The sequence below is a fragment of the Caulobacter sp. genome, assembly GCF_039596335.1.
Lineage (GTDB): Bacteria > Pseudomonadota > Alphaproteobacteria > Caulobacterales > Caulobacteraceae > Caulobacter.
Genome location: NZ_JBCNJZ010000015.1, coordinates 1 through 25,737 on the forward strand (window position 1 = coordinate 1; position 25,737 = coordinate 25,737).

Annotated in this window: 23 protein-coding genes and 2 pseudogenes; 13 read left to right on the plus strand and 12 right to left on the minus strand. The window is 67.8% G+C overall.

All coding sequences use genetic code 11. From position 1 onward, the window contains the following. Positions 1–164: 164 nt before the first annotated feature. Together ABDW31_RS23700 and ABDW31_RS23705 are read right to left on the minus strand one after the other, a co-directional pair. On the minus strand, positions 165–1,781 hold the full coding sequence (locus tag ABDW31_RS23700) for a lytic transglycosylase domain-containing protein (protein ID WP_184720152.1): 1,617 nt from the start codon (positions 1,779–1,781) through the stop codon (positions 165–167). A gap of 60 nt (positions 1,782–1,841) precedes the next feature. After that, positions 1,842–2,657 (minus strand): uracil-DNA glycosylase, encoded by an 816-nt coding sequence (locus ABDW31_RS23705; RefSeq protein WP_184720150.1) that lies wholly within the window; start codon positions 2,655–2,657, stop codon positions 1,842–1,844. A gap of 150 nt (positions 2,658–2,807) precedes the next feature. On the opposite strand from ABDW31_RS23705, the gene ABDW31_RS23710 reads away from it, so the two are divergent. From ABDW31_RS23710 to ABDW31_RS23725, 4 genes are all read left to right on the plus strand, one after another. Continuing rightward, entirely contained in the window at positions 2,808–4,481 is a 1,674-nt protein-coding gene (locus ABDW31_RS23710) for an electron transfer flavoprotein-ubiquinone oxidoreductase (protein ID WP_184720148.1), read from the plus strand. A gap of 76 nt (positions 4,482–4,557) precedes the next feature. After that, positions 4,558–6,291 carry a tetratricopeptide repeat protein gene (locus ABDW31_RS23715; protein ID WP_184720135.1) on the plus strand — a complete coding sequence of 578 codons (1,734 nt, stop codon included), beginning with the start codon at positions 4,558–4,560 and terminating at the stop codon, positions 6,289–6,291. Positions 6,292–6,330: 39 nt separating this feature from the next. Then, a complete protein-coding gene (locus ABDW31_RS23720; protein WP_184720133.1) occupies positions 6,331–7,203 on the plus strand; it encodes a 4-(cytidine 5'-diphospho)-2-C-methyl-D-erythritol kinase in 873 nt (290 codons plus the stop codon). Positions 7,204–7,212: 9 nt separating this feature from the next. Then, complete coding sequence (locus ABDW31_RS23725) at positions 7,213–7,842, plus strand: peptidylprolyl isomerase (protein ID WP_184720131.1); 630 nt, start codon at positions 7,213–7,215, stop codon at positions 7,840–7,842. A gap of 84 nt (positions 7,843–7,926) precedes the next feature. Here the strand turns inward: ABDW31_RS23725 and ABDW31_RS23730 are convergent, their stop codons facing one another. Together ABDW31_RS23730 and ABDW31_RS23735 are read right to left on the minus strand one after the other, a co-directional pair. Continuing rightward, entirely contained in the window at positions 7,927–9,456 is a 1,530-nt protein-coding gene (locus ABDW31_RS23730) for an ammonium transporter (RefSeq protein WP_184720129.1), read from the minus strand. A gap of 26 nt (positions 9,457–9,482) precedes the next feature. Further along, complete coding sequence (locus tag ABDW31_RS23735) at positions 9,483–9,821, minus strand: P-II family nitrogen regulator (protein WP_184720127.1); 339 nt, start codon at positions 9,819–9,821, stop codon at positions 9,483–9,485. A gap of 321 nt (positions 9,822–10,142) precedes the next feature. Here ABDW31_RS23735 and ABDW31_RS23740 point away from each other — a divergent pair, with 321 nt between their 5' ends. The 4 genes from ABDW31_RS23740 (at position 10,143) to glyS (ending at position 14,513) form a co-directional block, all read left to right on the plus strand. Then, entirely contained in the window at positions 10,143–10,493 is a 351-nt protein-coding gene (locus tag ABDW31_RS23740; RefSeq protein ID WP_184720125.1) for a DMT family protein, read from the plus strand. Between the two features lie 84 nt (positions 10,494–10,577). Next, positions 10,578–11,528 carry a fasciclin domain-containing protein gene (locus ABDW31_RS23745; RefSeq protein WP_184720123.1) on the plus strand — a complete coding sequence of 317 codons (951 nt, stop codon included), beginning with the start codon at positions 10,578–10,580 and terminating at the stop codon, positions 11,526–11,528. 84 nt (positions 11,529–11,612) lie between these two features. Continuing rightward, complete coding sequence (locus ABDW31_RS23750; protein ID WP_184720121.1) at positions 11,613–12,512, plus strand: glycine--tRNA ligase subunit alpha; 900 nt, start codon at positions 11,613–11,615, stop codon at positions 12,510–12,512. 6 nt (positions 12,513–12,518) lie between these two features. Continuing rightward, a complete protein-coding gene (gene glyS, locus ABDW31_RS23755; protein WP_184720119.1) occupies positions 12,519–14,513 on the plus strand; it encodes a glycine--tRNA ligase subunit beta in 1,995 nt (664 codons plus the stop codon). A gap of 54 nt (positions 14,514–14,567) precedes the next feature. Here glyS and ABDW31_RS23760 read toward each other — a convergent pair. Both ABDW31_RS23760 and ABDW31_RS23765 read right to left on the minus strand, forming a co-directional pair. Then, a pseudogene (locus tag ABDW31_RS23760) lies at positions 14,568–15,101 on the minus strand (metal-dependent hydrolase); the annotation flags it as partial. Between the two features lie 664 nt (positions 15,102–15,765). Next, positions 15,766–15,999: pseudogene (locus ABDW31_RS23765) on the minus strand (metal-dependent hydrolase); the annotation flags it as partial. Between the two features lie 72 nt (positions 16,000–16,071). On the opposite strand from ABDW31_RS23765, the gene ABDW31_RS23770 reads away from it, so the two are divergent. Continuing rightward, positions 16,072–16,680, plus strand: coding sequence for a TetR/AcrR family transcriptional regulator (locus tag ABDW31_RS23770; RefSeq protein WP_184720115.1), 609 nt, complete (start codon positions 16,072–16,074; stop codon positions 16,678–16,680). Here the strand turns inward: ABDW31_RS23770 and ABDW31_RS23775 are convergent. The 6 genes from ABDW31_RS23775 to ABDW31_RS23800 form a co-directional block, all read right to left on the minus strand. Next, the gene (locus ABDW31_RS23775; protein WP_184720113.1) at positions 16,654–17,049 is read right to left on the minus strand and encodes an NUDIX domain-containing protein; all 396 of its coding nucleotides are present in this window, start codon (positions 17,047–17,049) and stop codon (positions 16,654–16,656) included. The genes ABDW31_RS23770 and ABDW31_RS23775 overlap by 27 nt on opposite strands. 21 nt (positions 17,050–17,070) lie before the next feature. Further along, on the minus strand, positions 17,071–18,114 hold the full coding sequence (locus ABDW31_RS23780; RefSeq protein ID WP_343699732.1) for a serine hydrolase: 1,044 nt from the start codon (positions 18,112–18,114) through the stop codon (positions 17,071–17,073). 30 nt (positions 18,115–18,144) lie between these two features. Further along, positions 18,145–19,005: an AraC family transcriptional regulator gene (locus tag ABDW31_RS23785; RefSeq protein ID WP_184720111.1), complete on the minus strand. Its 861-nt coding sequence runs from the start codon at positions 19,003–19,005 to the stop codon at positions 18,145–18,147. A 1-nt stretch (position 19,006) separates the two neighbouring features. Further along, the gene (gene hemB, locus ABDW31_RS23790) at positions 19,007–20,008 is read right to left on the minus strand and encodes a porphobilinogen synthase (protein WP_184720110.1); all 1,002 of its coding nucleotides are present in this window, start codon (positions 20,006–20,008) and stop codon (positions 19,007–19,009) included. A 58-nt stretch (positions 20,009–20,066) separates the two neighbouring features. Further along, complete coding sequence (locus ABDW31_RS23795) at positions 20,067–21,566, minus strand: NAD(P)/FAD-dependent oxidoreductase (protein ID WP_184720109.1); 1,500 nt, start codon at positions 21,564–21,566, stop codon at positions 20,067–20,069. Between the two features lie 145 nt (positions 21,567–21,711). Beyond that, complete coding sequence (locus tag ABDW31_RS23800; RefSeq protein ID WP_172264885.1) at positions 21,712–22,170, minus strand: DUF2147 domain-containing protein; 459 nt, start codon at positions 22,168–22,170, stop codon at positions 21,712–21,714. 69 nt (positions 22,171–22,239) lie between these two features. On the opposite strand from ABDW31_RS23800, the gene ABDW31_RS23805 reads away from it, so the two are divergent. The 4 genes from ABDW31_RS23805 (at position 22,240) to ABDW31_RS23820 (ending at position 25,236) form a co-directional block, all read left to right on the plus strand. Beyond that, positions 22,240–22,365 (plus strand): hypothetical protein, encoded by a 126-nt coding sequence (locus ABDW31_RS23805; RefSeq protein ID WP_343699733.1) that lies wholly within the window; start codon positions 22,240–22,242, stop codon positions 22,363–22,365. Positions 22,366–22,434: 69 nt separating this feature from the next. Next, entirely contained in the window at positions 22,435–23,580 is a 1,146-nt protein-coding gene (locus ABDW31_RS23810) for an isobutyryl-CoA dehydrogenase (protein ID WP_184720108.1), read from the plus strand. After that, positions 23,577–24,170 (plus strand): histidine phosphatase family protein, encoded by a 594-nt coding sequence (locus tag ABDW31_RS23815; RefSeq protein WP_184720107.1) that lies wholly within the window; start codon positions 23,577–23,579, stop codon positions 24,168–24,170. The genes ABDW31_RS23810 and ABDW31_RS23815 overlap by 4 nt, the downstream gene beginning before the upstream one ends. A gap of 13 nt (positions 24,171–24,183) precedes the next feature. Further along, complete coding sequence (locus ABDW31_RS23820) at positions 24,184–25,236, plus strand: enoyl-CoA hydratase/isomerase family protein (protein ID WP_184720106.1); 1,053 nt, start codon at positions 24,184–24,186, stop codon at positions 25,234–25,236. Positions 25,237–25,737 lie beyond the last annotated feature (501 nt).

Here is a 25,737-nt window from a genome sequence, read left to right on the forward strand (position 1 = left end):
GTTCACGCCCCCCGCCCTCACGGACAAGAACAGCCTGGCGGAGCGGTAAGCGAGCCGAAACACAACAAACCTCACGGTCTCCGGGTTCGCCCGGCCGCTCCGTCGCCTCCCTACCCAACTTCAGCGGCCAGCCGCGTGAGGGCGAGATGTCGTGCTCTACAGCCTTATCGCGTCGCCAGCAGCTGTTCGATCGACAGCGGAGTCTGCACCTGCGGATCCAGGCGGAAGTCGACGGTGCGGGCGCCGCTGGCCACGGCGTCCAGGGTCTTGGTTTCCGCGCCCATCAGACGGCGATAGGTCCAGTAGCTGGCCATCACCTTCTCGACGTAGTTGCGGGTTTCCTGGGCTGGCAGGCTCTCGATCAGCAGCAGGCTGTCGCAGTCTGCGCCCAGCTGGGCTTCCAGCTTCTTCAGCGTGCCCGGGCCGCCGTTATAGGCGGCGACGGCGCGCAGCATGTCGGTGCTCTGCAGGCCGCGATCCATCAGCCAGGTGAAATAGTCCTGGCCGACCCGCAGGTTGAAAGCCGGGTCCAGCAGCGGAGTCTGGTCGGTCAGCAGCTTGTCGTCGCCGGCCGCGCGGGCGGCGGCTGTCGGCATCACCTGCATCAGGCCCACGGCGCCGGCGTTGGACATGGCCGACGGGTCGAAGCGGCTCTCCTGGCGCACCAGCGCGTAGACCAGGGCCTTGTCGATGGTGAAGCCGCCGATCGGCTCCAGCGGGGGCAGGGGATAGTCCTCGCCGCCGATCCGGCGGACCGGACGGCCGCCGTTCAGCGGGGCGTTGGCGTTCAGGGCCAGGGCCAGGGTCGTCCAGTCGGCGCGCTGGGCCTCGGTGCCGGCCAGGGACAGGCCGGCGCGCAGCTCCAGGCCGACATCGCGCCAGCGGCCGACCTGGGCCAGGGCGGCGGCGCGGCGGGCGCGCGGGTCGACCTTCATCAGCGTGGTGAGGCTGCTGGTGTCGGGACCGCTGTAGGACGCCTTGGTCAACAGGGCCGCGATCGGGTCTTCCAGCTCGTCGGCCGCCGAGGCGCCGGCCAGGGCCAGCTGCCGCGAGGCGATCATGCCGTAGAAGGTGTGGGGAGCGTGGGCGGCCTGGACCAGCAGCGAGCGGGCCTGGGCCTCCTGGCCGGCCTGGCTGGCGGTGCGGGCGGCCCAGAAGGCGCCGGCGGCGCGCAGCCACTCGTCCTCGTGCTGGTCACCGGCGACCTGCTCGAAGAAGCGCTGGGCCTTGGTCGTGTCGCCCAGGCGGAACGCCGACAGGCCCGCGATCCAGCGGTCGCCGCCGGCCACGGCCAGGGGCAGAGCCTTGGCGACGTCACCGGAATAATAGGCTTCGCGGGCGGCGCGGCCCTTGTCGGCGGGCGGCGGGCCCTTGTCGCCGGTGATGAACAGGCTCGGGATCGGCGGGGCGACCGCGCGCTTGCCGCCGGGCTGGCGCTTGACGGCCAGGCCGTAGATGCGGTCGGCGCCGGCCTCGTCGCCATAGCGCTTCAGCCAGCCGGTCAGGTCGTCGTAGCTGGCGGAATACAGCGACGGATGCATCAGCTTGGCGAAGGTCAGGCGGCCGGCCAGGCTGCGGTCGCGGGCGTTGGCCAAGGCGGCCTCGGCGGCGTCGAAGTCACCGCGATCGGTCGCGGCGAAGGCGGCGCGGTAATAGCGGATGTCGTCCTGGGACAGCGGATCGAGCACGCCAGCGGAGGCGCCCCCCACGACGAGGAGCGACGAGGTCGCGCACAGCAAAGCGGCCGACAGAGCGGCCAGAGATCGAGCCCAAAGCTTCAAAAAAGTGATCCGCGCTCCCCCGCAGGCGCGCGTCCCCCGTTCCGACTTGTAGAGAAAGTTTTAATGCGGGCGGTCCGGGCGATCAAGTCGCTCGGTCAGGGTCAGGAGATCCTGCCAGGCCTTCTTCTTCTGCGCGGGCGTGCGCAGCAAGAAGGCCGGGTGCAGGGTCGGCATGGCCGGCAACTCCATGGCCTTGTCGTCCGAGGTCCATTCGAACCAGCGGCCGCGCATCGAGAGAATGCCTTCCTCGCGCTTCAGCATGGCCTTGGCCGAGGCCCCGCCGGCCAGCAGCAGCATCTTGGGCTTCACCAGGGCGATGGCGCGCTCGACGAACGGGGCGCAGACGGCCTGCTCCTGCGGCGTGGGCGTGCGGTTGCCGGGCGGGCGCCAGAAGACGGTGTTGGTGATGAAGACCCGATCTTCCAGGCCGGCGGCCTTGATCATCCTGTCCAGCAGCCTGCCGGCGCGGCCGACGAACGGCTGACCTTGGGCGTCCTCGTCGGCGCCGGGGCCTTCGCCGATGATCATCAGCGGCGCGTCGGCCACGCCGCGCGAGAATACCGCCTGCTTGGCGCCTTGCGTCTTCAGTGGGCAACCGTCGAAGGCGGCGATGGCGGCGGCCAGGCTCTCCAGGTCATTGCAGGCAGCCGCGGCGGCCTTGGCCATGGCGACGGCCGAACCGACATCGGGTCCGCTTCCGGCGACAGGACGCATGATCGGGATCGGCGGAGGCGGCGGTTGGCTCTTTGCGCGCAGCATGGCCGCGCCCTCGGCCAGGCGGTCGATCGGCGCGTCCGCATACAGGGCCTCGACGCCCGCATCGGCCCAGAAGGCCAGCAGGCTTTCGACGGCGCGTTGATCGACGGCGAGGCTCATGAGACGTTCTTATCGCGGAATAACGGACAGCTCCACGCTGCGGCGCAGCAAAAAAGCGAGATCAAATGCTTGACCGCCCACGCGTCACGTTCCGATAAGCTGTGATTCAAACAGTCATAAGACAGGCGGCCGAGCCTGACGGGAGACCTTATGAGCGAAGACCTCGAACGCGAGTCGATGGAGTACGACGTCGTCATCGTCGGCGGCGGTCCCGCGGGGCTCTCGGCCGCGATCCGGCTCAAGCAGATGGCGGAGAAGAACGGGACGGAGATCTCGGTGGCCCTTCTGGAGAAGGGGTCGGAAGTCGGCGCGCACATCCTGTCGGGCGCGGTGATCGATCCCAAGGGCCTGGCTGAGCTGTTCCCGAACTGGAAGGAACTGGGCGCGCCGCTGGAAACGCCGGTCACCAAGGACCGCTTCAAGCTGCTGGGGCCGCAGGGCGAACTGTCCCTGCCGATGTTCGCCATGCCGCCGTTCATGCACAACCACGGCTGCTACATCGCCTCGCTGGGCAATCTGACCCGCTGGCTGGCGGGCAAGGCTGAAGAGCTGGGCGTTGAGATCTATCCGGGCTTCGCCGCCTCGGACCTGGTCTGGAACGACGACGGCTCGGTCAAGGGCGTCGTGGTCGGCGTCGTGGGCATCGCCAAGGACGGTGAGCACAAGCCGGACTATCAGCCGGGCATGGAGTTGCACGGCAAGTACGTGTTCATCGCCGAGGGCGTGCGCGGCTCGCTGGCCAAGCAGCTGATCGCCAAGTTCAAGCTGGACGACGGCAAGTCGCCCCAGAAGTACGGCATCGGCATCAAGGAGCTGTGGCAGGTCCCGCCCGAGCAGCACCAGCCGGGTCTGGCCGAGCACACCACCGGCTGGCCGCTGGACAACCAGACCGGCGGCGGCAGCTTCATGTACCACTTCGGGGACAACTACGTGGCCATCGGCTACGTCGTGCACCTGAATTACAAGAACCCGTGGATCTCGCCCTTCGACGAGTTCCAGCGCTTCAAGCAGCATCCGGGCGTGAAACCCTATCTGGAAGGCGGCAAGCGCATCGCCTACGGCGCGCGGGCCATCACCGAGGGCGGTTATCAGTCGGTGCCGAAGCTGACCTTCCCGGGCGGCGCGCTGATCGGCTGCTCGGCCGGCTTCGTCAATGTGCCGCGCATCAAGGGCAGCCACAACGCGGTCAAGACCGGCATGATGGCCGCCGAGGCCGCCTATGCCGCCGTACAGGCCGGCCGGACCAGCGACGAGCTGACCGCCTACCAGACCGCCTACGACAACTCGTGGGTGGCCAAGGAACTGAAGGTCGTCCGTAACGCCAAGCCGATGCTGGGCAAGTTCGGCACCGCCCTGGGCGGCGCGGTTAGCATGTTGGACATGTGGTGCACGCACCTGTTCGGCGGCTTCTCGTTCTTCGGCACGATGAAGCACGAGAAGACCGACGCGGCCTCGACGGGTCTGGCCAAGGACTACAAGCCGATCGTCTATCCCAAGCCGGACGGCGTGATCAGCTTCGACAAGCTGAGCTCTGTGTTCCTGTCGGCCACCAACCACGAGGAAGATCAGCCGGCCCACCTGAAGCTGAAGGATCCGTCGATCCCGATCGCGGTCAATCTGCCCAAGTATGGCGAGCCGGCGCGTCTCTACTGCCCGGCCGGCGTCTATGAGGTGCTCTACAACGAGCAGGGCCAGGACCCGCGCTTCCAGATCAACGCCCAGAACTGCGTCCACTGCAAAACCTGCGACATCAAGGATCCGTCGCAGAACATCGTCTGGACCACGCCCGAAGGCGGCGGCGGACCGAACTATCCGAACATGTAGAAATGACAGAGCCTCCCAGCCCCAAGCTGGGAGGCTTTTTCTTGCGGACGGCTGCGAAACCTCGGAGGGTGGCCGGATGCGTATCAAAGTCCTCCTCGCCTGCGTTTCGTTGACCGCTCTGGCCGCCTGCGCCTCAACGCCGCCAGGCCATGTGACGGTGCGCGGCCCGATGAGCATCAACTCGCCGCTGTTCGGCGCGCGTAGCTCGTATGGTCAGTTCCTGGCAGGGCAGGCGGCGCTGCGCGATGGTCGCTCGTCCGAGGCGGCGGGCTACTTCGGCACGGCCGCCGTGCTGGGCGAGGACCCGGGCATCATCGGCGAGCGTTCGTTCACGGCGCTTCTGCTGGCTGGCGACATCACGCGCGCCGCGGCGGTTGCGCCGGTCGGCGAGGACTCCACCGAGGGCGTCCGACGTCTGGGCGTGCTGACCCGCGTCGTGGAATCCCTGGCCGTCGGCAAGGGCAAGGACGCGCAACTGCTGCTGACCACCCAGCCGCTGGGTTTCCCGCACCAGCAGGCCGCGGCGCTTCTGGGCCCCTGGACCGCCGCCGCCGCCGGGGACAAGGAGGGCGCGATCGTCCTGCCGACCCTGCGCAACGACAAGCTGGTGCAGTACTTCGGCCAGCAGGGGCAGGCACGCCTGTTCGAACGCGCCCGGCGCTATGACGAGGCCGAGACCGACTACAAGGCCCTGACCTCCAACGCCGCCACGGCCAGCATCTTCACTCTGGACTACGGCGCGTTCCTGGAGCGCCGCAAGCGCCACGACGACGCGATCGCCCTGTACGACACGGCCCTGCGCGCCGCGCCGAACGACGCTGGCCTGTTGCGTGCCCGCGACCGGGCCGCCTCCAAGGGCGCACCGCCGCCGATGCCGACCGTTCGCCAGGGCGCGGCCGAGGGACTGGTGGCCTGCGCCGCCGCCTTCGCCGGCGAGCGTCAGGTGCAGTTCGCCCTGGCCTATCTGCGCCTGGCCCTGCGCCTGGACCCCAGTCGCGACGAGGCCTGGGTGCTGATCGGCGACCTGCTGAACCAGAGCCAGGACCCGCGCGGCGCCATCGAGGCCTACGCCAATGTGCCGCCGTCCTCGACCCAGTACATCTCGGCCCAGAGCAAGTCGGCCTGGGCCTGGAACGACCTGGGCGACAAGGCCAAGGCGCTGGAGGTGGCCCGCACCGCCGCGACCAGCGCGCCTGACGAACGCGACGCCCAGGTGGCGCTGGCCGATCTGCTGCGGGCCGGTGGCAAATGGAGCGAGTCCGTCGCCGTGCTGGACCCCGTGATCGCTCGCGACGGCGACAGCCCCGACTGGCGCCTGCTGTACCTGCGCGCCGCGGCCCTGGAGCAGGCCGGCCGCTGGCCCGAGGCCGAGCGCGACCTGCAGGCGGCGCTGAAGATCAATCCGACTGAGCCCGAGCTGCTGAACTTCCTGGGCTACAGCTGGATCGACCGGGGCGAGAACCTGGCCCAGGCCCTGGGCATGGTCCAGAAGGCCGTCGCCGCCCGTCCGACCTCGGGGGCCATGCTCGACTCGCTGGGCTGGGCCTATTACCGCCTGGGCGACTACAAGGCCGCGGTCGAGAAGCTGGAAGCCGCCGTTGAGATGGAGCCGGGCGATCCGGACGTGAACGGTCACCTGGGCGACGCCTACTGGAAGGCCGGTCGCAAGATCGAGGCCGAGTTCCAATGGCGGCGCGTGCTGACCTTGGAGCCAGACGACAAGCAGAAGGCCGAGGCCGAGGCCAAGCTGAAGAGCGGCCTGGGTCCGACGGGGCCGGCGGCGTCGAAGTCGACCGCGGCGCGCAACTGAGCTATCGGCTCGGAACGCGTCCTTTCTGAGTAGTCCGACATGCGGCTGTCCGCTTTCGCCCCCGCCAAGGTCAATCTGTTCCTGCACGTGGGCGGGCCGGACGCCGAAGGCTATCACCCGATCTCCAGCCTGATGGTCTTCGCTGATGTCGGCGATCAGGTGGTGATCCAGCCGGCCGACGCGCCGGACTTCGAAACCGTGGGCCCGTTCGGCGGTGGCATCCCGACAAACGGCGACAACCTGGTGGTCCGCGCCGCGCGGGCCTTCCACGCCAGGCTGGGTGGGCCGGTCCCGCCGTACCGGCTGATCCTGGACAAGCGCCTGCCGATCGCGGCGGGTTTGGGCGGTGGTTCCAGCGACGCGGGCGCGGCCCTGAAGCTGCTGCGCGACGCCCTGGCGCCGAGCCTTTCCGATGACGAGCTCGAACCGCTGGCCGCCGGCCTGGGCGCCGACGGCGCAGCCTGTCTGCGCGCCGTGGCCCTGATGGCCGAGGGGCGAGGGGAGGTGCTGTCGCCCGCGCCGCGCCTGCCGGTGCTGCACGCGGTGCTGGTCAATCCGGGCGTGCCGTCGCCGACCGGCGCAGTCTATCGCGCCTATGATACGGCCGTGCATCCCGAAGGCGCTGAGCGTCCGCCGGTTCCCGCCGAGCTGGAGACCGCCGAAGAAGCCGCCGCCTGGCTGGCCATGGCCACCCGCAATGACCTGGAGGCGCCCGCCGTGGCCTTGCAGCCGCTGATCGGCGAGGTTCTGGACGTGCTGCGCGATGAGCCCGAAAGTCTGCTGGTGCGGATGTCCGGCTCGGGCGCGACCTGCTTCGCCCTGTGCGCTGGCGACATCGAGGCCGAGAGCCTGGCCGAGCGCATCGAGGCCTTGCGGCCGGAATGGTGGGTGCGGCGCTGCCGCCTCAGTTAGGAGATCTGCATGAAGCGCCGTGATCTGCTGGCCGCCCTGGGAAGCCTTGCCGCTGCGCCGGCCGCCGCCCAGACCCTGAAGCTGGCCCCCGCGCCGATCGTGCCGGGCGCCGGCGATGTGCTGGTCAATGTCGAGACCAGCCTCGGCGTCATCACCATCGCCCTGAAGGTGCGCCAGGCGCCGATCACCACGGCCAACTTCCTGCGCTATGTCGACGAGAAGCGCTATGACGGCGCGACCTTCTTCCGGGCGACGAAGTCGCCGGGGCCGGTGGACTACGGCTTGATCCAGGGCGGGCTGCAGGGCGATCCGGCCAAGGTGCTGCCGCCCATCGCCCACGAGCCGACCAGCCAGACCGGCCTGCGCCATGTCGACGGCACGGTGTCGATCGCCCGCATGGAGCCGGGCACCGCGACCTCGGACTTCTTCATCTGCGTGGGCGAAGCGCCGTATCTGGACGCCAACCCGGCCGCGCAGGGCGACAACACCGGCTTCGCCGCCTTTGGCCAGGTCGTGGCCGGCATGGACCTGGTCCACAAGATCCTGAACCTGCCGACCCCCGGCGTGGCCGTGAACCCGGTGATGAAGGGCCAGATCCTGGACCCGCCGGTGCCGATCGTCAGCGCCCGCCGCGTCTGATCGGACAGGGCAGGGGCCAAAGAGAAAGGGCGCGGAGGTTTCCCTCCGCGCCCTTCGCCCTTCGGCTTACACCCTACGCCAGCCTTAGCTGTGGTAGGCGCGTTCGCCGTGTTCCGAGATGTCCAAGCCTTCTTCTTCGGCTTCTGGCGAGGCGCGCAGGCCGATCACCAGCTTGATGACGAAGAAGACGATGACCGAGGCGACCAGCGACCAGACGATGGTGACGCCCACGCCCTTCAGTTGGGCGATGACCTGGGCGACCATGTCGTAGGTGGCGTTGTCGCAGGTCGAGAAGTCGCCGTCCTTGCCGCAGCTGGTGTAGTCGACGATGCCGGCGCCGCCCCAGGCGGGGTTGACGACCAGGCCGGTGCCGATGGCGCCGACGATGCCGCCCACGCCGTGGATGCCGAAGGCGTCCAGGCTGTCGTCGTACTTGAAGGCGTTCTTGATCGTCGAGCAGAAGACGATGCAGATCGGCGAGACGACCAGGCCCAGGATCACCGCGCCCATCGGGCCCGAGAAGCCGGCGGCCGGGGTGATGGCCACCAGGCCGGCGACGATGCCCGAAGCCAGGCCCAGGGCCGACGGCTTCTTGCGGGTGATCCACTCAACGACGATCCACGACAGGCCGGCGGCCGCGGTGGCGACGAAGGTGTTGATCATGGCCAGCGAGGCGTAGCCGTTCGATTCCAGGTTCGAGCCGGCGTTGAAGCCGAACCAGCCCACCCACAGCAGGCCAGCGCCCACCAGGGTCAGGGTCAGCGAGTGCGGGGGCATCGGCTCCTTGCCGTAGCCTTGGCGCTTGCCCAGGATCAGGGCGCCGACCAGGGCGGCGATACCGGCGTTGATGTGCACCACGGTGCCGCCGGCGAAGTCGAGGGCGCCGAAGCTCCAGATCAGGCCCGACTTGACCGGGGCGTCAGGCGCCAGGGCAATCGCGTCCGGACCCGGCCACCACCAGACCATGTGGGCCATCGGGTAGTACGAGAGCAGCGGCCAGAGGAAGGCGAAGGCGACGATGGCCGAGAACTTCATGCGCTCGACCAGCGAACCGACCACGAGGGCGGCGGTGATGGCCGCGAAGGTCGACTGGAAGGCGATGAAGGTGAACTCGGGGATCACGACGCCGGTGGAGAACGTCGCGACGTTGCTGGCCGGGGTCACGTCCTTCAGGAACAGACGGCCCAGGCCGCCCACGAAGGTGTCCCAGCTGCCGCCGTCCGAGAACGCGAAGCTGTAGCCCCACAGGACCCAGGTCACGAAGCTGATCAGGGCGACGGTCGAGACCTGCATCATGACCGACAGCATGTTCTTCGAGCGGACCAGGCCGCCGTAGAACAGCGCCAGACCCGGCAGGATCATCAGCAGGACCAGCATCGCGGAGGTCAGCATCCACGCGTTGTCGCCCTTGTCGTTCTTGTCGACGATGGCGGGCGCAGGGGCCTCGGCTGGCGCTGGCGCAGCGGCCGGGGCGGGCGCGGCTTCAGCCGGCGCGGCGGTGGCGGCGGCCGGGGCGGGCGCGGCCTCCTGAGCGAAGGCGACAGCGCCCATCGGGGCCCCCGCCAGGGTCGCGGCGAGCATCAGCCCGGCCAGCGGCTTAAAGGTCAGTTTCATCGTCGGTATCCCCTTTTCCCGATGCGTTACAGAGCGGCCGAGCCGGTTTCGCCGGTACGGATGCGGACGGCTTCTTCGACGTTCAGGACGAAGATCTTGCCGTCGCCGATCTTGCCGGTGGCGGCGGCGGCCTTGACCGCTTCGACCGCCTTGGCGGCGGACGCATCGTCCACGACCGCTTCAAGCTTCACTTTCGGCACGAAGTTCACCTGGTACTCCGCGCCCCGATAGATCTCGGTCTGGCCCTTCTGGCGGCCGTAGCCCTTCACTTCCGACACCGTCAGGCCTTCCACGCCGGCGGCGACGAGCGCTTCGCGCACCTCGTCCAGCTTGAAGGGTTTGACGACCGCTACGATCAGTTTCATCCGCCTTGCTCCACCCCGCGTAAGCCGCGGGCTCGTTGGCTTGGTTGTGGAAGCGAAAGACCGCCCCCGGTGAGATCACCGCCGACGCCGCGTCCGCAGCGCCGTTTCCCCGGCAGGGCCACGCTATCGGCGACGGTTCCGTGACGGGTCTTGCGGACAAGGTTTCGGAAACGAATTGGGCGCGGCGCCCAAAATTTGAGCCGCGAGGCGCTCACGTGCGTCAAAAAACGGCGATCTCGGCCGACGGGAGGGCGCTGGTTTGCGTAGGGGGTCTTGTTCTAGCTTGGCGGAATCCCCAAAGCCCCGCTCGGAGCCCCTGACATGCCGCCGCTCGTCCTGAAGATCGCGCCCTGGGCGCTGCTGGTGGCGTCCAACGTCTTCATGACCTTCGCCTGGTACGGCCATCTGAAGAACAAGAGCCTGGCGCTGCCCGTGGCGATCTTGTCGAGCTGGCTGATCGCCCTGCCGGAATACATGCTGGCCGTTCCAGCCAACCGAATCGGCAGCGGGGTGTATTCCACAGCACAGTTGAAAGTAGGCCAGGAGGTCATAACCCTGCTGGTCTTCATCCTGTTTTCGTATTTCTACCTAGGCGAGGCGATCAAGTGGTCGACCATTGCCGGGTTCGGTCTGATCGTCGCAGGCGTGGCTGTGGTTTTCTATTTTCGGTGACGCTTTCAGCGATCACGTGGCCGTGATCATGGAACCGAGTCCCCGGTCTGGGCGTAAACGGCTCGAACCGAAAGGAACTCCACCATGAACACCAAGCGTCTCCTGACCGCCGCCGCGGCTATCGCCCTGCTGGCCGGCGCCGCTCACGCCCAGACCGCTCCGGCCCCGGCCGAGCAGACTGCGCCGGCTCCCGCCGCGGCTGCTCCGGTTGTCGCCAAGGGCGACCTGATCGACACCGCCACGGCGTCGGGCCAGTTCACGACCTTTCTGAAGGCGGTCTCGGCCGTGAACCTGACCAGTGTCTTGAAGACTAACCAGAACCTGACCGTCTTCGCGCCGACCGACGCGGCCTTCGCGGCCCTCCCGGCCGACCAGCTGGAAAAGCTGATGCTGCCCGAAAACGGGCCGATGCTGCAGAAGGTGCTGACCTACCACGTGATCAACGCCAAGGTGGACTCCACCAAGATCAAGGGCAGCAAGGGTGAGGTCGCCAGCGTTGAAGGCTCGCCGCTGCTGCTGGACGGTAGCGGGACCACCCCGATGGTCGACGGCGCCACGATCACCCAGACCGATGTCATGGCCAGCAACGGCGTGCTGCACGTCGTCGACAAGGTCCTGATCCCGAAGGACGTCCCGGGCCTGCAAGCCTCGGCCGCCTCGGCCATGGACGCCGGCGCGACCATGAACGTCGCCGCCAACGAGCAGGTCGCCCCGGCCGCGCCGGCCCAGTCGGCGCCGGTTGACCAGGCCGCCCCGGCTAAGGCTGACCCGATGGCTGCTCCGGCTCCGACCGCCACCGACATGGTCGCCGATCCGGCCGCTTCGCCGACCGCCACGGCCGCGCCGACCGCTGGCGTCAACGCCTCGGGCGTCGTGCCGGTCTCGTCGCAGACCCCGGAAGCTCAGGCTACGCTGAAGGCCGGCGACCCGAACGTCGTCTCCAACCCGCCGGTCGCCGACACCACGGCCAACCGCGCCAAGTACGGCAAGCCGGACTCCAATGCCGGCAAGCGCACGACGCCGAAGGGCAACTAAGGCTTTCAAAGCCTAGGACATCGCTTGAAGCGCCAGTCGGCGGGCCCTATGGTCCGCCGACTTTTTTTAGGCCTGCTTCGATTGATGTCGCGCGAAAAACCCAAGTCCTTCCAAAGCCTGATCCTGACGCTCCATGACTATTGGAGCCGACAGGGCTGTGTGATCCTGCAGCCGCACGACGTGGAGGTGGGGGCAGGGACCCTGCACCCGGCCACCGTGCTGCGCGCCCTGGGCCCCAAGGCCTGGAACGCGGCCTATGTGCAGCCTTCGCGCCGTCCGGGCGACGGCCGCTATGGCGAGAACCCCAACCGCCTGCAGCACTATTACCAGTATCAGGTGATCCTGAAGCCGAACCCCGAGAACATGCAGGACCTGTACCTGGGCTCTCTGGAAGCGATCGGCCTGGACCTGCGCACCCACGACATCCGCTTCGTCGAGGACGACTGGGAAAACCCGACCGTCGGCGCCTGGGGCCTGGGCTGGGAAGTCTGGTGCGACGGCATGGAAGTGTCGCAGTACACCTACTTCCAGCAGGTGGGCGGACTGGACGTCTCGCCGGTGGCCGGCGAGCTGACCTACGGCCTGGAACGCTTGGCCATGTACGTGTTCGGCGTCGACAACGTCTACGACCTGCCGTTCAACGACCCGGACTCGCCTCTGGGCGCCAAGTCCTATGGCGATGTGTTCCTGGAGAACGAGCGCCAGCAGTCGGAAGCCAACTTCAACGTCTTCGACGTCGCGACCCTGAAGCGTCAGTTCGAGGACATGGAAGCCCAGGTGCCGCGCATCCTGGCCGAGAGCTATCAGGGCAAGGCCCTGGTCCTGCCGGCCTACGACCTGGTCCTCAAGGCCAGCCACCTCTTCAACCTGATGAACGCCCGAGGCGCGATCGCCGTCGCCGAGCGCGCCAGCTACATCGGCCGCATCCGCGACCTTTGCAAACTGTGCGCGCAAGCGTGGGTCGATCAGCAGGAAGCCGCGTAAGTTCCGATGCCCCAACTTCTTCTCGAACTGTTCTCCGAAGAGATCCCGGCCCGCATGCAGGCTCAGGCCGCCAAGGACCTGGAGCGCATGGCGCGCGAGCATCTGGCCGCCGCCGGCTTCCTGCCCGAGGCCCTGAAGACCTTCGCCGGCCCGCGCCGCCTGACCCTGGTGGCCGAAGGCCTGCCGCTGGCCCAGGCCGACCGCAAGGAAGAGCTGAAGGGCCCGCGAGTCGGCGCCCCGCCGCAGGCGATGGAAGGCTTCCTGCGCAAGGCGGGCCTGACCCAGGACCAGCTGGTCGAGCGCGATGGCGTCTATATGGCCTTCATCGAGAAGAAGGGCCGCCCAACGCCGGAGATCGTCGCCGAGATGGTCGAGGCCATCGTCCGCGGCTTCCCCTGGCCCAAGTCGATGATCTGGGGCACCAAGAAGCTGCGCTGGGTGCGTCCGCTGAAGCGCATCCTGTGCGTGCTGGACCGGGAAGTCGTGCCGTTCGCCATCGAGGGCATCGAGAGCGGCGACGTCACCGAGGGCCACCGCTTCATGGGCGACGCCCAGCCTTTCGTGGCCAAGGACTTCGACGAGTACGCGGCGGGCCTGGAAGCCCACTTCGTCGTGCTCGACGTCGAGGAGCGCAAGGAGCGCATCCTAGAAGGCTGCAAGACCCTGTGCTTCGCCCGCCACCTCGAGCTGGTCGAGGACGAGGGCCTGCTGAACGAGGTCGCCGGCCTGGCCGAATGGCCGACCCCGGTGCTGGGCGACATGGACCCGGCGTTCCTGGACCTGCCGCCCGAAGTCATCCGCACCTCGATGCGCACGCACCAGAAGTACTTCGCCGTCCGCAAGGCCGGTGAAGAGGGCCTAGCCCCGCACTTCATCACCATCGCCAACATCCAGGCGGCCGACGGCGGGGCGGTGATCGCGGCCGGCAACGCCAAGGTGCTGTCCTCGCGTCTGTCCGACGCCCGCTTCTTCTGGGACGAGGACGTCAAGGTCGGCTTCGAGGCCTGGCTGAAGAAGCTGGAGGGCGTGACCTTCCACGCCAAGCTCGGCACCATGGCCCAGCGCGTCGAGCGTATCGTCGCCCTGGCCGGCGAGATCGCCCCGCTGGTCGGCGCCGATGTCGATAAGACCAAGGAAGCCGCGCGCCTGGCCAAGGCCGACCTGACCTCGCAGATGGTTGGCGAGTTCCCCGAGCTGCAAGGCGTCATGGGCGGCTACTACGCCCGCGCCTTCGGCCTGGACGGCGAGATCGCCGACGCCGTGCGCGACCACTACAAGCCGCAGGGGCCTTCGGACGCCGTGCCGACCGCCCCGGTCAGCATCGCCGTGGCCCTGGCCGACAAGCTTGACACCCTGGTCGGCTTCTTCGCGATCGATGAGAAGCCGACGGGCTCTAAGGACCCCTACGCCCTGCGTCGCGCGGCGCTGGGCGTGATCCGGATCATTCTCGAGAACAACCTGCGCCTCTCGCTGGCCAAGTTCGGCAAGGACGACCTGATCGCCTTCTTCGCCGACCGCTTGAAGGTCACCCTGCGCGACCAAGGCAAGCGTCACGACCTCGTCGACGCGGTCTTCGCCCTGGGCGACGACGACCTGGCGCGCATCGTCGCGCGGGTCGAGGCGCTGGACGGCTTCCTGAAGACCGACGACGGCAAGAACCTGCTGGCCGGCTACAAGCGCGCCTCCAACATCCTCAAGGCCGAGGAGAAGAAGGGCGCTCTGCCGACCGGCGCGCCCGAGGCCCCGACCGCCGACAGCGATGCGGAAGTCGGCCTCTACAATGCCCTGCGTCTGCTGGATAAGCCGCTGAAGGACGCCCTGACCAAGGAAGACTTCACCGGGGCCATGACCCAGCTGGCCGAGCTGCGCGGTCCGGTCGACGCCTATCTGGACGGCGTCTTCGTCAACGAGCCCGAGCACCGCGACAACCGCCTCAAGACCCTAGCCGCCGTGCGCGACGCCATGGGCCAGGTGGCGGACTTCGGCCTGATCGGGGGCTGATCGCTTCCAGGGTTCAAATGGAAACGGCGGCCTTTCGGGCCGCCGTTTTTGTTTCTAAGCCACCGCCGCGTCGAACTCCGCCTTCCAGTCGGCGAACTGTTCGCGGTCGTCCTGGTCCCACGGATGGAAGCCGGGGCGGTACCAGGCGAGATAGGTCTTCCAGCCGCGGCGGAAGATGCCGGGGTTACCCCAGACGAACCGCTTCACCGCCTTCAGCGCCGCCTCGGGCGTATAGCCGTCGGCTTCCAGCAGGCGGGCGGCGTAGCGGCTGATGTTGCGGGTGAACATGAGGGTCACCAGGGCCATCGTCCGGCAGCGGATGAGGTAGCGCTTCCAGGGCGACCAGTCCTTGGTCACTTCCAGGAAGACGTCGTAGGCGACCGCCTTGTGCTCGGTCTCCTCCATGGCGTGCCAGCGCCACAGCTGCTCGACGCCGGCCGGGGTTTCGTCGAATAGGTCGCGGTGGCGGGCGTGCATCTCAGCCATCATCGCCGTGAAGTGCTCCAGGGCGATGGTCGACAGCAGCATGCCCATCTTGCTCCGATCGCGGGCCATCTTCACGCGACCGCGCACGGTCTCCTCGATCTCGGTGCATTTGGACAGTGTTTCGGCCACTCGTCGCCGAAGACGATGGGCGCCCTGGCCATAAACGACGGGCAATCCGACCTGCATCGCTTCGTACTGGAAGCTTGTTTCGGGAAGAGGCAGTAGCGCCGGCCGATCTATCAATTCGAAGAGGCTGGCGCGAGACTGCGCAGGCACCAAAGTGAAACGCCTGGAGTTTAGCTTTTCAACGACTTCCTTCACCGCCTCGTTGAGCTCGCGAAGCGAGAAAAAGCTGCGCCGACGCAGGATGGCCGTGAGGGCGCGGTGGACTAGCTTCACCGAAAGCTCAGCAAGCGGCTTATCCTTCGGGTGGTTGGGCCGAGCCGGCTCGATCACAGTCCCATAGTGATCAGCAAGCGCTGCATAAGCTGGGTTGAGGACCGGTAGCCTCCCCCTCGGCCGGGCGGTCACCGCCGCCTTCAGATTGTCCGGTACAAGCACCTGCGGCACGCCGCCGAGCGCTTCAAAGGCCCTGACGTGCACGCCCAGCCAATCTCGACTGGATTGGGTTTGAAGGGCCTCAGCGTATACATAGTTTGACGCGCCCATGCAGGCGACGAAGACCCGTCGCCGGGTCACGCCCGGCGTGCTGCACCGAGATCGTGCCGCCGATGAAGAACTGCACATCGTTGCGCGCCGCATTGCGGAGGAAGCCCTTGGCGTCTTCCAGCAGCTTGCCGGTCAGCAGGTGGCGGTAGTTCTTGACCGCGTCCATGAACAGGCGCTCGCCGTCCGGAAAGGTCAGGGACAGGGCGTTGAACACCGCCGTGCCGACGGGATCGCCGCCCAGCCAATGGCCTTCGTGGGCGGAGGCGAGGTCGAAGCGGATGTCGCGCGGGGCGATGTGGAGGTCGTCGGGCGTGGTTTTGGCGTCGGTCATGGCGTTCTGGGCTCCGCCGGTTTAGGGCTGCTGACAGCCGTCCTGTGGCCAACCTGAGTTGTACTGACAAAAATGTCAATAGAGACGCCTGCTCCCAAAGCGCCGCGCGTGCGCCGCTCTCCTGAGGCCGCCCGGGAGAACATCCTAGCCGCCGCCGAGGCGCTGCTGGTCGAGCAGGGGCCCCAGGCCATCAAGCTGGCCGACGTGGCCAAGGGCGCGGGCGTGGTCCATGCCAACGTCATCCACCACTTCGGCTCGATCGCCGGGGTCGAGACGGCGCTGATGGAGCGGATGATCCGCCAGCTGGCCGACAAGGTGCTGTCGGTGCTGGACCGCGACGACGCGGTGCTGGGCGTCGGCGCCCAAGCCCTGTTCGACGCCTTCGAGGCCAAGGGCGCAGCGCGGCTGGCGGCCTGGCTGGAGCTGACCGGCGAAGGCCAGCGCATGACCCTGGTGCGTCAGGTCGTGGAAGAGATCATCGACACGCGGATCGCCCGCGACGCCGGCGTCGATCGCAACACGGCGATCGACTTCGTGATGCTGAACATCATCCTGGCCGTCGGGGTGGGCCTGTTTGGCCCGACGTTGAGCGCGCTGCTGGGCCGTCCGCCCGAGCGGCCGCGCGAGCTGGCGCTGGAACTGATCGAGGGCCGGCTAAGTCCGGGCCAGCAACGCCGGTAGCACCTTGTCGGTCAGCAGCGGCGCCAGGCGCAGATCGCCCGGCGCGGCCGGGTCGATCCAGGCCAGTTCCTCGATCTCGGCCTGGGCGGCGATGTCGCCCGCGACGGTGGCCAGATAGGTCGCCGACTGCACCGAAAAGCCCGCCTCGTTGGCGGCCGGGGCTGAGAAATGGCCCAGCAGCTCGGCGCGCACCAGGCGGCAGCCCAGCTCTTCCTCCAGCTCGCGGGCCAGGGTGGTCAGGTCGTCCTCGCCGGTATCACGCTTGCCGCCGGGCTTCATGAAGGTGGTCGTGCCGCGCTTGCGGACCAGCAGCATGCGGCCGTCCGCGTCGCGGATCACGGCGGTGACGATGTCGAGGACGCGGCTCATGCCTTCCCATAAGCCGAGTCTCTAGTTCTCGACCGCCGCCAGGATGTGCTCGGCCAGCAGCTTCTCGGAAATGACGTGGGGTTGGCGGACGCCGAAATTGGCGGTGGTGATCACCGCCACCAGGTCCAGGTCCGGCACGATGGCGACCTTCTGGCCCCCCGAACCGCTCATCACCCAGGCCTTGTGGCCGGCAAAGGTCTGCAGCCAGATCAGGTAGCCGTAGTCGGTATTCTCGCGGGCGTTGGCGTGCGGCGTGACCGAGGCCTTGATGAAGTCGGCCGGCAGCACCTGCTGGCCCTCCCACTGGCCGCCATTGGCATAGAGCTGGCCCAGCTTGAGCAGGTCGCGGCTGCGCAGGCCAAGACCGCCGCCGCCCATGGCTAGGCCCGCCGGCGACATCTGCCACTTCGGGCCCTCGATCCCGAGCGGTTTGAACAGCACTGCGTCGGCGAAGGCGGGCAGGGGCGTCTTGGTCGCGTTCTGAACCACCTGGCCCAGGGTGACGACGCCGGCGGTGCAGTAGCTGAAGCTGCGGCCATAGGGCGAGGCCTCGGGACGTGGGCTCCATTCCGGGAAGCTGCGCACCGGCAGGTCCAGATAGAAGCCGACCCAGTCCTCGATCAGGTACATCCGCTCTTCGTTGCCGCGCGAGTACTGGTTGTCGTCGTCGCATTCAGCGATGGAGCTCATGGTCAAGAGGTCCTCGACCGTGACCTTGTCCTTGCGCGGGTCGGGATTGGCGGCCGGCGGGCGGTCCTTGAGGTACGTCTTCATGGGGGCCTGGACGCTGGGCAGGGCGCCGCGTCCGATCGCGGCCCCGGCCAGCATGGCGGTGACGGTCTTGGTCGTGGAGCGGGTGTTGCGACGGGTCTCCGCATCGCCCTCGTAATAGGCTTCGAACACCAGCTTGCCGTGGCGCGAGACCAGGATGCTGGTGATCTGCTGGAACTGGCCGGCCTTGATGGCGGCGGACATGGCCTCGAGCTTGGCGGTCGAGACGCCATCGGCGGCGTGAGCCGTCATTGGGGCGAGAGTAAGGGCGGCGGCGAACGCTAGGACTTTCAACGGTGCGGCTCCGAAAACGATGTTCTCCGTCTAGGCCGCTTCGGAGGCCTCGTCTTGGACCGTTGCAACATGGGGCCGGCCGCACAGTCGCGCGAACTCGCCGGGCGTGACGCCATAGGCCTTGAGGAACTGGCGATTGAGGTGGCTCTGGTCGCAGAAGCCCGAGGCCAGGGCGATCTCGCCGATCGGGTCGCGGCCGCGCATCAAGAGGTCGGCGGCGCGCTCCAGCCGGCGGGTGCGCAGGCGATCGCCGGGCGCGGCGCCCAGCCAGCGGCGATAGCCGCGCGCCAGGTGCACCGGATGCACGCCGGCGACACGGGCCAGGTCCGCCACGCCGATCGGTTGGTCGAAGCTGTCGGCCAGATAGGTCTCGGCCTCGTCCAGCCAGGGCGGGCGATTGTCGCTTTCGGGCGTTGGCGTCAGGGCCTGGGCGGCCAGCTCCAGGCTCAGGCCCTCCAGCGACAGCGCCTCATTGTCGCGCGCCAAGAGCGAACGGGTCAGGCGCAGCGCCGCCTTGCGGGCGGCGGGACCGGTCAGCCGCAGGGCGTCGATCGCCGCGCCGCGTCCCGCATCGGCCAGGGCCCGCCAGTCGCCCGGCGCGAAGCTGACGGCCAGGAAGTATCCGCCGACGTCGACGAAGCGGTCGCGGTGGATCACGCCCGGCGGATTGTAGACCAGCACCGGCCCCTCGGTTTCAGGCCCGGCGGCGGTGGTGATGTAGCGGCCGTGGGTGGCCAGCACGAAATGGGCGTCGTCGTGGCTGTGCTCGTCGACGTGCTCGGCGCGCTTGGTGGCTTCCAGGTGCGCCAGGCGCACGCCTGGCAGTTGCCGCTCGACGGTCGGCGCGCCGTAGAACCGGCCTTGGCGGAAGGCGGTTCGCGGCGCGGCCATGTCAGCCCAGCTTTTCGGCGGCCCAGGGGGCGAAATAGGTGATGATGCCCGCCGCGCCCGCGCGCTTGAAGGCGGTCAGGCTTTCCAGCACGGCGCGGTCGTGGTCGATCCAGCCGTTCTGGGCGGCGGCCTTGATCATCGCGTACTCGCCCGACACCTGGAAGGCGTAGGTCGGCATGCGGAATTCGTCGACCAGGCGGCGCAGGATGTCGAGATAGGGCATGCCCGGCTTGACCATGACCATGTCTGCGCCCTCCGCGATGTCGAGCGCGACCTCGCGGATGGCTTCCTCGGTATTGGCGGGGTCCATCTGATAGGTCTTCTTGTCGCCCTGGCCGGCGGAGAGCTTGGCCGAGCCGATGGCGTCGCGGTACGGACCGTAGAAGGCCGAGGCGTACTTGGCGGCGTAGGACATGATCATCACGTCCTGGTGGCTGGCGCCCTCCAGGGCCGCGCGCAGCTTGCCGATCCGGCCATCCATCATGTCGGACGGGGCCAGGATGTCGGCGCCGGCCTCGGCTTGCATGAGGCCCTGTTCGATCAGGCGTTCGATGGTCGGGTCGTTGAGGATCTTGCCGCCCTCGACCACGCCGTCATGGCCGTGATCGGTGAAGGGGTCCAGGGCCACGTCGCACATGATGCCGACCTCGGGGGCGGCGTCTTTCATGGCTTTCACGGCGCGGGGAATGACGCCGTCCGGATCGGCGGCGATCGAGCCGGTGGCGTCTTTCCGCGAGCCGTCGATGTGCGGGAAGATGGCGATGGCGGGGATGCCCAGGTCGCGGGCGCGGACGGCGGCCTTGGCGGCTTCCTTGACCGACAGGCGCTCAACGCCCGGCATCGAGGCCACGGGGATCACGCCTTCGCCTTCATGCACGACCATCGACCAGATCAGGTCTGACGGCGTGACCTCGGTCTCGCGGACGAGGCGGCGGGTCCAGTCGGCCTGGCGCACGCGACGCAGGCGGCTGGCGGGATAGGGGGCGAGGGGCGGCACGGTCATGGCTTTGATTTGAACCGCGCCGCCCAACGAGGCAAGTCTGCCAGGCCCTTAAGAGGCCTCAGGAATAGCGGAAGGCCGGATCGTCCAGGTCGATGGCCGGGAAGATCTCCTTCTCGCTCCAGTAGTCCTGGGTGTGACGCCATTCCGGCTTGTTCCCGGCCCGCGGCAGCAGGTGCATGTTGCGCAGCAGATAGTTGGGATTGAAGTCCTCGGCGTCGATCCAGTCGCCGATCGGCATGTCGGCGTCCTGCGGGCGCAGGGCGACCTCGACCTGGCGCGCGCCCTTCTCGTCCATGTGTCCCAGCAGGCGGCAGACGAAGTCGCCGATCATGTCGGCCCGCAGCGTCCAGCTGGCCCGGAAATAGCCGAACACCCAGATGAGGTTGGGCAGGCCGGTGAACATCATGCCGCGATAGGTCACGGTCTTGGAGAAGTCGAGCGGCTGGCCGTCGACTGCGAAGGCGATGTCGCCCAGCACCGAGAGGTCAAAGCCCGTGGCCGTGACGATGATGTCGGCCTCCAGCGTCTCGCCGGACTTCAGCTGCAGGCCGCTCTCGGTAAAGCGCTCGATCTCGTCGGTGACGACGCTGGCCTTGCCCGAGGCGACGCCCTGGAAGAGGTCACCGTCCGGCACGAAGGCGATCCGCTGGCGCCAGGGGCGGTAGCGCGGCGTGAAGTGCTTGGCGATGTCGTAGTCGGGACCCAGGAAGGCCTTCACGCCCTCCAGCAGCTCGGCGGTGACCACCTCAGGCTCCTCGACCGAGCGGCGGGTGAACTCGTGCTGGTCGAACAGGGCCTTGCGGCGGACGATCTCGTGGATCCAGGTCTCGTCGACCTGTAGCTGGCGCAGGGTGTCGGCCAGCTCGTTCTCGTTGCGGCCCGGCACGAAATAGGTCGGCGAGCGCTGTAGCAGGGTGACGTGGGCGCAGTCGGCGGCGATGGCCGGCACAAGGGTCGCGGCGGTCGCGCCCGAGCCGATGACCACGACCTTCTTGCCCTTGTAGTCGAGGTCGGCGGGCCAGGTCTGCGGATGGACGACCTTGCCCTTGTAGCTTTCCATGCCCGGCCACTCGGGCGTGTAGCCCACCGAATGGCGGTAATAGCCCTGGCACATCCAGAGGAAGCCGGTCGTATAGCGCTCGACGCCGTCCGGGCCGGTGACCTCCAGGGTCCACAGCTTGTCCTTGGACGACCAGCTGGCGGCGCTGATGCGGCGGCGATAGCGGATGTGGTCGGCCAGATCGTTCTCGGCGATCACCTCGCCCATATAGCTCAGGATCTCGGCGGCCGTGGCGATCGGCGGGCCGACCCAAGGCTTGAAGCGATAGCCGAAGGTGTAGAGGTCGCTGTCGGAGCGCACGCCCGGATAGGTGTGGGTCAGCCAGGTGCCGCCGAAGCCGTCCAGGGCCTCGAGGACGGTGAAGCTCGTCTGCGGTCTCTGGGTCGTCAAGTGATAGGCCGCGCCGATGCCGGAAATGCCCGCGCCCACGACGATGACGTCAAAATGCTGGATGGCCGCGTCACGCGCGGTCTTGGGAAGCGTCGCCGCCTCGCTCATGCCGTTCCTCCCGTGCTGGCCTTGCGGCCGCATTGAGTTCCCGGCGTCTCTGTGGGGCGCCTAGGTGATCAACGTACACTTAGAAGGTGGCGCGCCGCTTGACCGGGATCAAGCGGCGATTTCGATGTCGTAGGGGAAGGAGGCTTTAGGGAGCCGCGCGCGAGGCCAGAACCGACGGGCCGTCGATGCGGGTCCACAGCTGGCTCTTGCACAGGAAGTTGCCCAGCACGCAGCCCTTGGCGCGCATGGTCTTGGTGTCGACGATGTCGGCCGAGCCGATCAGGGTGACCTTCAGGGTCGGAACCCAGACACGGCCCTTCAGGGTGCCGTTGTTCTGAGCTTCGAAGTCGCGCAGCAGCTGCTTGCCGATCAGGGTGTCGGTGCCGGACTTGCGCGCGTCGGCCTCGGCCTTGGCGCTGGCCCACACGACGACGCCGCAGGTCGACGGACCGCAGTCCTTGATTTCCAGGTGGACGCTGTTCTTCGGGTTACGCCAGACGCCATAGCTGCGCGAGATGTCGCCGCCGGCATAGGCCGGAGCGGAGACCGCGATCATTCCGAAGGCCGCCACGAGAGCCGCCAGAGCAAGTTTTGCGAAACGCATAGTCGTTGATGCAGTTTATTGTTGTTGAGAACGCTCAGACTCGAAGATCGCCATTTGGAGCGAAGAGCGATGGTTATCAAGGGGGTGAGACGTCACACGCGATACACACCGTGTAACGGAGGATTTCAGGTCACACCTTCCGAACGCGGAGCGAAACCTGTGGCGGGGCCCGAAATCGGCCCGCCGCCTGATTGACACCCGCCCGCCAGCGCGGCACGTCAGCGGCAAGAAGGTGAGGGCGGTTCTGCCCCGAGGTGGGAGGAAGTGCGCATGGATTTCGCGCTGAATGAAGACCAGGTCGCGATCCAGGACGCCGCTCGCGCGTTCGCCGAAGGACAGCTTGCCCCGCATTCGGCCGAATGGGACGAGCGCAAACACTTCCCCGTCGACGTTCTGCGGCAGGCCGCCCAGCTAGGCTTTGCCGGCATCTATGTAAATGAAGATGTCGGCGGCAGCGGCCTCACCCGCCTGGACGCCTCGATCATCTTCGAAGCCCTGAGCTACGGCGACGTGCCGACCGCCGCCTATCTGACCATCCACAACATGGCCTCGTGGATGATCGACCGCTTTGGTTCGGACGAGCTGCGCCAGCGCTACCTGCCGCGCCTGACAACCATGGAGCTGATCGCCAGCTATTGCCTGACCGAGCCGGGCTCGGGTTCGGACGCGGCCAACATGCGCACGACCGCCAAGCTGGACGGCGACCACTATGTGCTGAACGGCGGCAAGGCCTTCATCTCGGGCGGTGGTGTGTCCGATATCTATGTCGTCATGGCCCGCACGGGCGGCGAGGGCGCCAAGGGCGTCTCGGCCTTCGTGATCGAGAAGGGGACCGAAGGGCTCAGCTTCGGGGCCAATGAGCGCAAGATGGGCTGGAACGCCCAGCCGACCGCCCAGGTCAATTTCGACAACTGCCGGGTGCCGGTCGCTAATCGCATCGGCCAAGAAGGCGAGGGTTTCCGCTTCGCCATGATGGGCCTGGACGGCGGGCGGCTGAACATCGCCTCGTGCTCGCTGGGCGGGGCGCAGTTCGCGCTCGACACCGCCAAGGCCTATCTGGAGACCCGCAGCCAGTTCGGCCGGCCGCTGAAAGACTTCCAGGCCCTGCAGTTCAAGCTGGCCGACATGGCCACTGAGCTGGAGGCCGCCCGCCTGATGGTGCGCCGCGCCGCCCACGCACTCGACAACAAACATCCCGAGGCGACCAAGCTGTGCGCCATGGCCAAGCGGTTCGCGACCGACGCCGGCTTCCAGGTGGCCAACGACGCCTTGCAGCTGCACGGCGGCTACGGCTACCTCCAGGACTATCCGCTGGAGCGCATCGTGCGCGACCTGCGCGTACACCAGATCCTAGAAGGGACCAACGAGATCATGCGCGTCATCATCGCCCGCGAGATGTTCAGGCAGTGATTTACCTCTGTCGCCACGGCCAGACCTTCCACAATCGCGAAGGCCGCTTGCAGGGCCAGACCGAGTCCGACCTGACCCCACTGGGCCGCGCCCAGGCCGCGGCGATGGGCGAACTTCTGGCAGGGTTGATCGAGGATCCGGCGGAATGGCGCATCCTCGCCAGCCCGCTGCGCCGGGCGCGCGACACGGCTCAGGCGATCGGGACGGCCCTGTCGCTGCCGGTGGCGTTCGATGATCGCCTGCTGGAGATCAATGTAGGCGACTGGTCCGGCCGGCTGCGCGATGAGGTTCGGGCCGAGACGCCTGCGCTGCTGGACGATCCGGACTGGGCGTTCCGCGCCCCCGGCGGCGAGACCTATGACGACATCATGGTCCGCGTGTCGGCCTGGCTGGCCGAGCAGGCGCCCGAGCCCGAGCGCAAGCTGATCGTAGTCAGCCATGGCATCGCCGGCCGCCTGCTGCGCGGGGCCTATGGTGGGCTGTCGCGCGCCGAGGTCATGGCCCAGGACGTGCCGCAGGACGCTATCTTCCGCCTGCACGCCGGCCAGATGCAGCGCCTGGCCTGCGCGCCCGTCACCGAACCCGTCTAGAGCCCGGATCCGCATGACCGACGAACCCGAAGTCCTGATCCGCGTCGAGAAGAACGTCGGCCGCATCACGCTCAATCGCCCCAAGGCCCTGCACGCCCTGACGCTGGGCATGTGCGAGACCATGATCGGCGCGCTGCTGGACTGGCAGGACGATCCCGAGATCTACATGGTCCTGATCGACCATGCGGGCGAGCGCGGCTTCTGCGCCGGTGGCGACATCCGCATGCTGGCCGAGAGCGGGGCCAAGGACGGGGTCGAGGCGCGGCGGTTCTTCCACACCGAGTATCAGCTGAACCACCTGCTGTTCACCTACGAGACGCCGGTGGTGGCGGTGATGGACGGCATCGTCATGGGCGGCGGCGTGGGCATCTCGATGCCGGCGCACTTCCGCATCGCCACCGAGCGCACGACCTACGCCATGCCCGAGACCGGTATCGGCCTGTTCCCGGACGTCGGCGGCGGCTGGTACCTCCCGCGTCTGCCGGGCAAGGCGGGCCTGTGGCTGGCCCTGACCGGCGCGCGGATCAAGGGCGCGGACTGCATGCGCTTAGGCATCGCCACCCACTTCGTTGAGTTCGGCGCCGTCGAGGGGCTGAAGAAGGCGATCATCGCCGATCCGCGCCGTATCGAAGAAATCCTCAAGAAGTACCGCGCCGACGCCGGCAAGGCCGCGCTGCTGGGCTTCGAGCAGGACCTCAACCGCCTGTTCGTCGGCGAGAGCGTCGAGGAAATCTTCGAGTTCCTGACCCTGGACTCCAGCGACTGGGGCAAGGCCCAGCTGGAAATCCTCAAGACCAAGTCACCCCAGACGCTGAAGGTCGCCTTCGAGCAGTTGAAGCGCGGCGCGGCCATGACCGACTTCGCCGACAATATGGTCATGGAGTACCGGATCGGCGCGCGCGTGGTGATGAAGCACGACTTCATCGAGGGCGTCCGGGCCGTGATCGTCGACAAGGACAATGCCCCGCGCTGGGAGCCGGCGCGGGTCGAGAACGTCACCGACGCCATGCTGGACGAGATTTTCGCCCCACTTTCTCGCGGCGAGGAGTGGTCGCCGCTGACGTAGCCGCGGCAGAGCCTGCGAAGCAGGCTCTGTTTCTTCTGGTGAGGATGGCGGGCGCTGAAACCGCCCACACTTTCAGCTGCCATCCTCCTAGGCTAACGTGGCCACAACCAAGAACACTTGTCGGTTCGGAAGGATTGCTATGCGTAAGCCGCTTCTCAGTCTCGTCGCCGTGCTAGGCCTCGCCGCCTGCGCCACGCAGCCGATGCTGGGACCGCCCCCGCCGCCGCCTTCCGGTCCCGTGGCCGCGGCGATTCCCCCGAACATCGCCGCCGCGCTCAGCGATCCGTCGCGTCCGGCCGCCGACATGGTGCGCGACGGCGACCGTCACCCGGGCGAGGTCCTGGCCTTCGCCGGCGTGCGCCAGGGCGCCAAGGTCGCCGACCTGATCCCGGGCGCGGGCTATTTCACCCGCATCTTCTCCAAGGCCGTCGGGCCGCGCGGGGCTGTCTACGCTTATGTGCCTGACGAACTGACCAAGCTGGCCAAGCGCGAGCCGGCGGT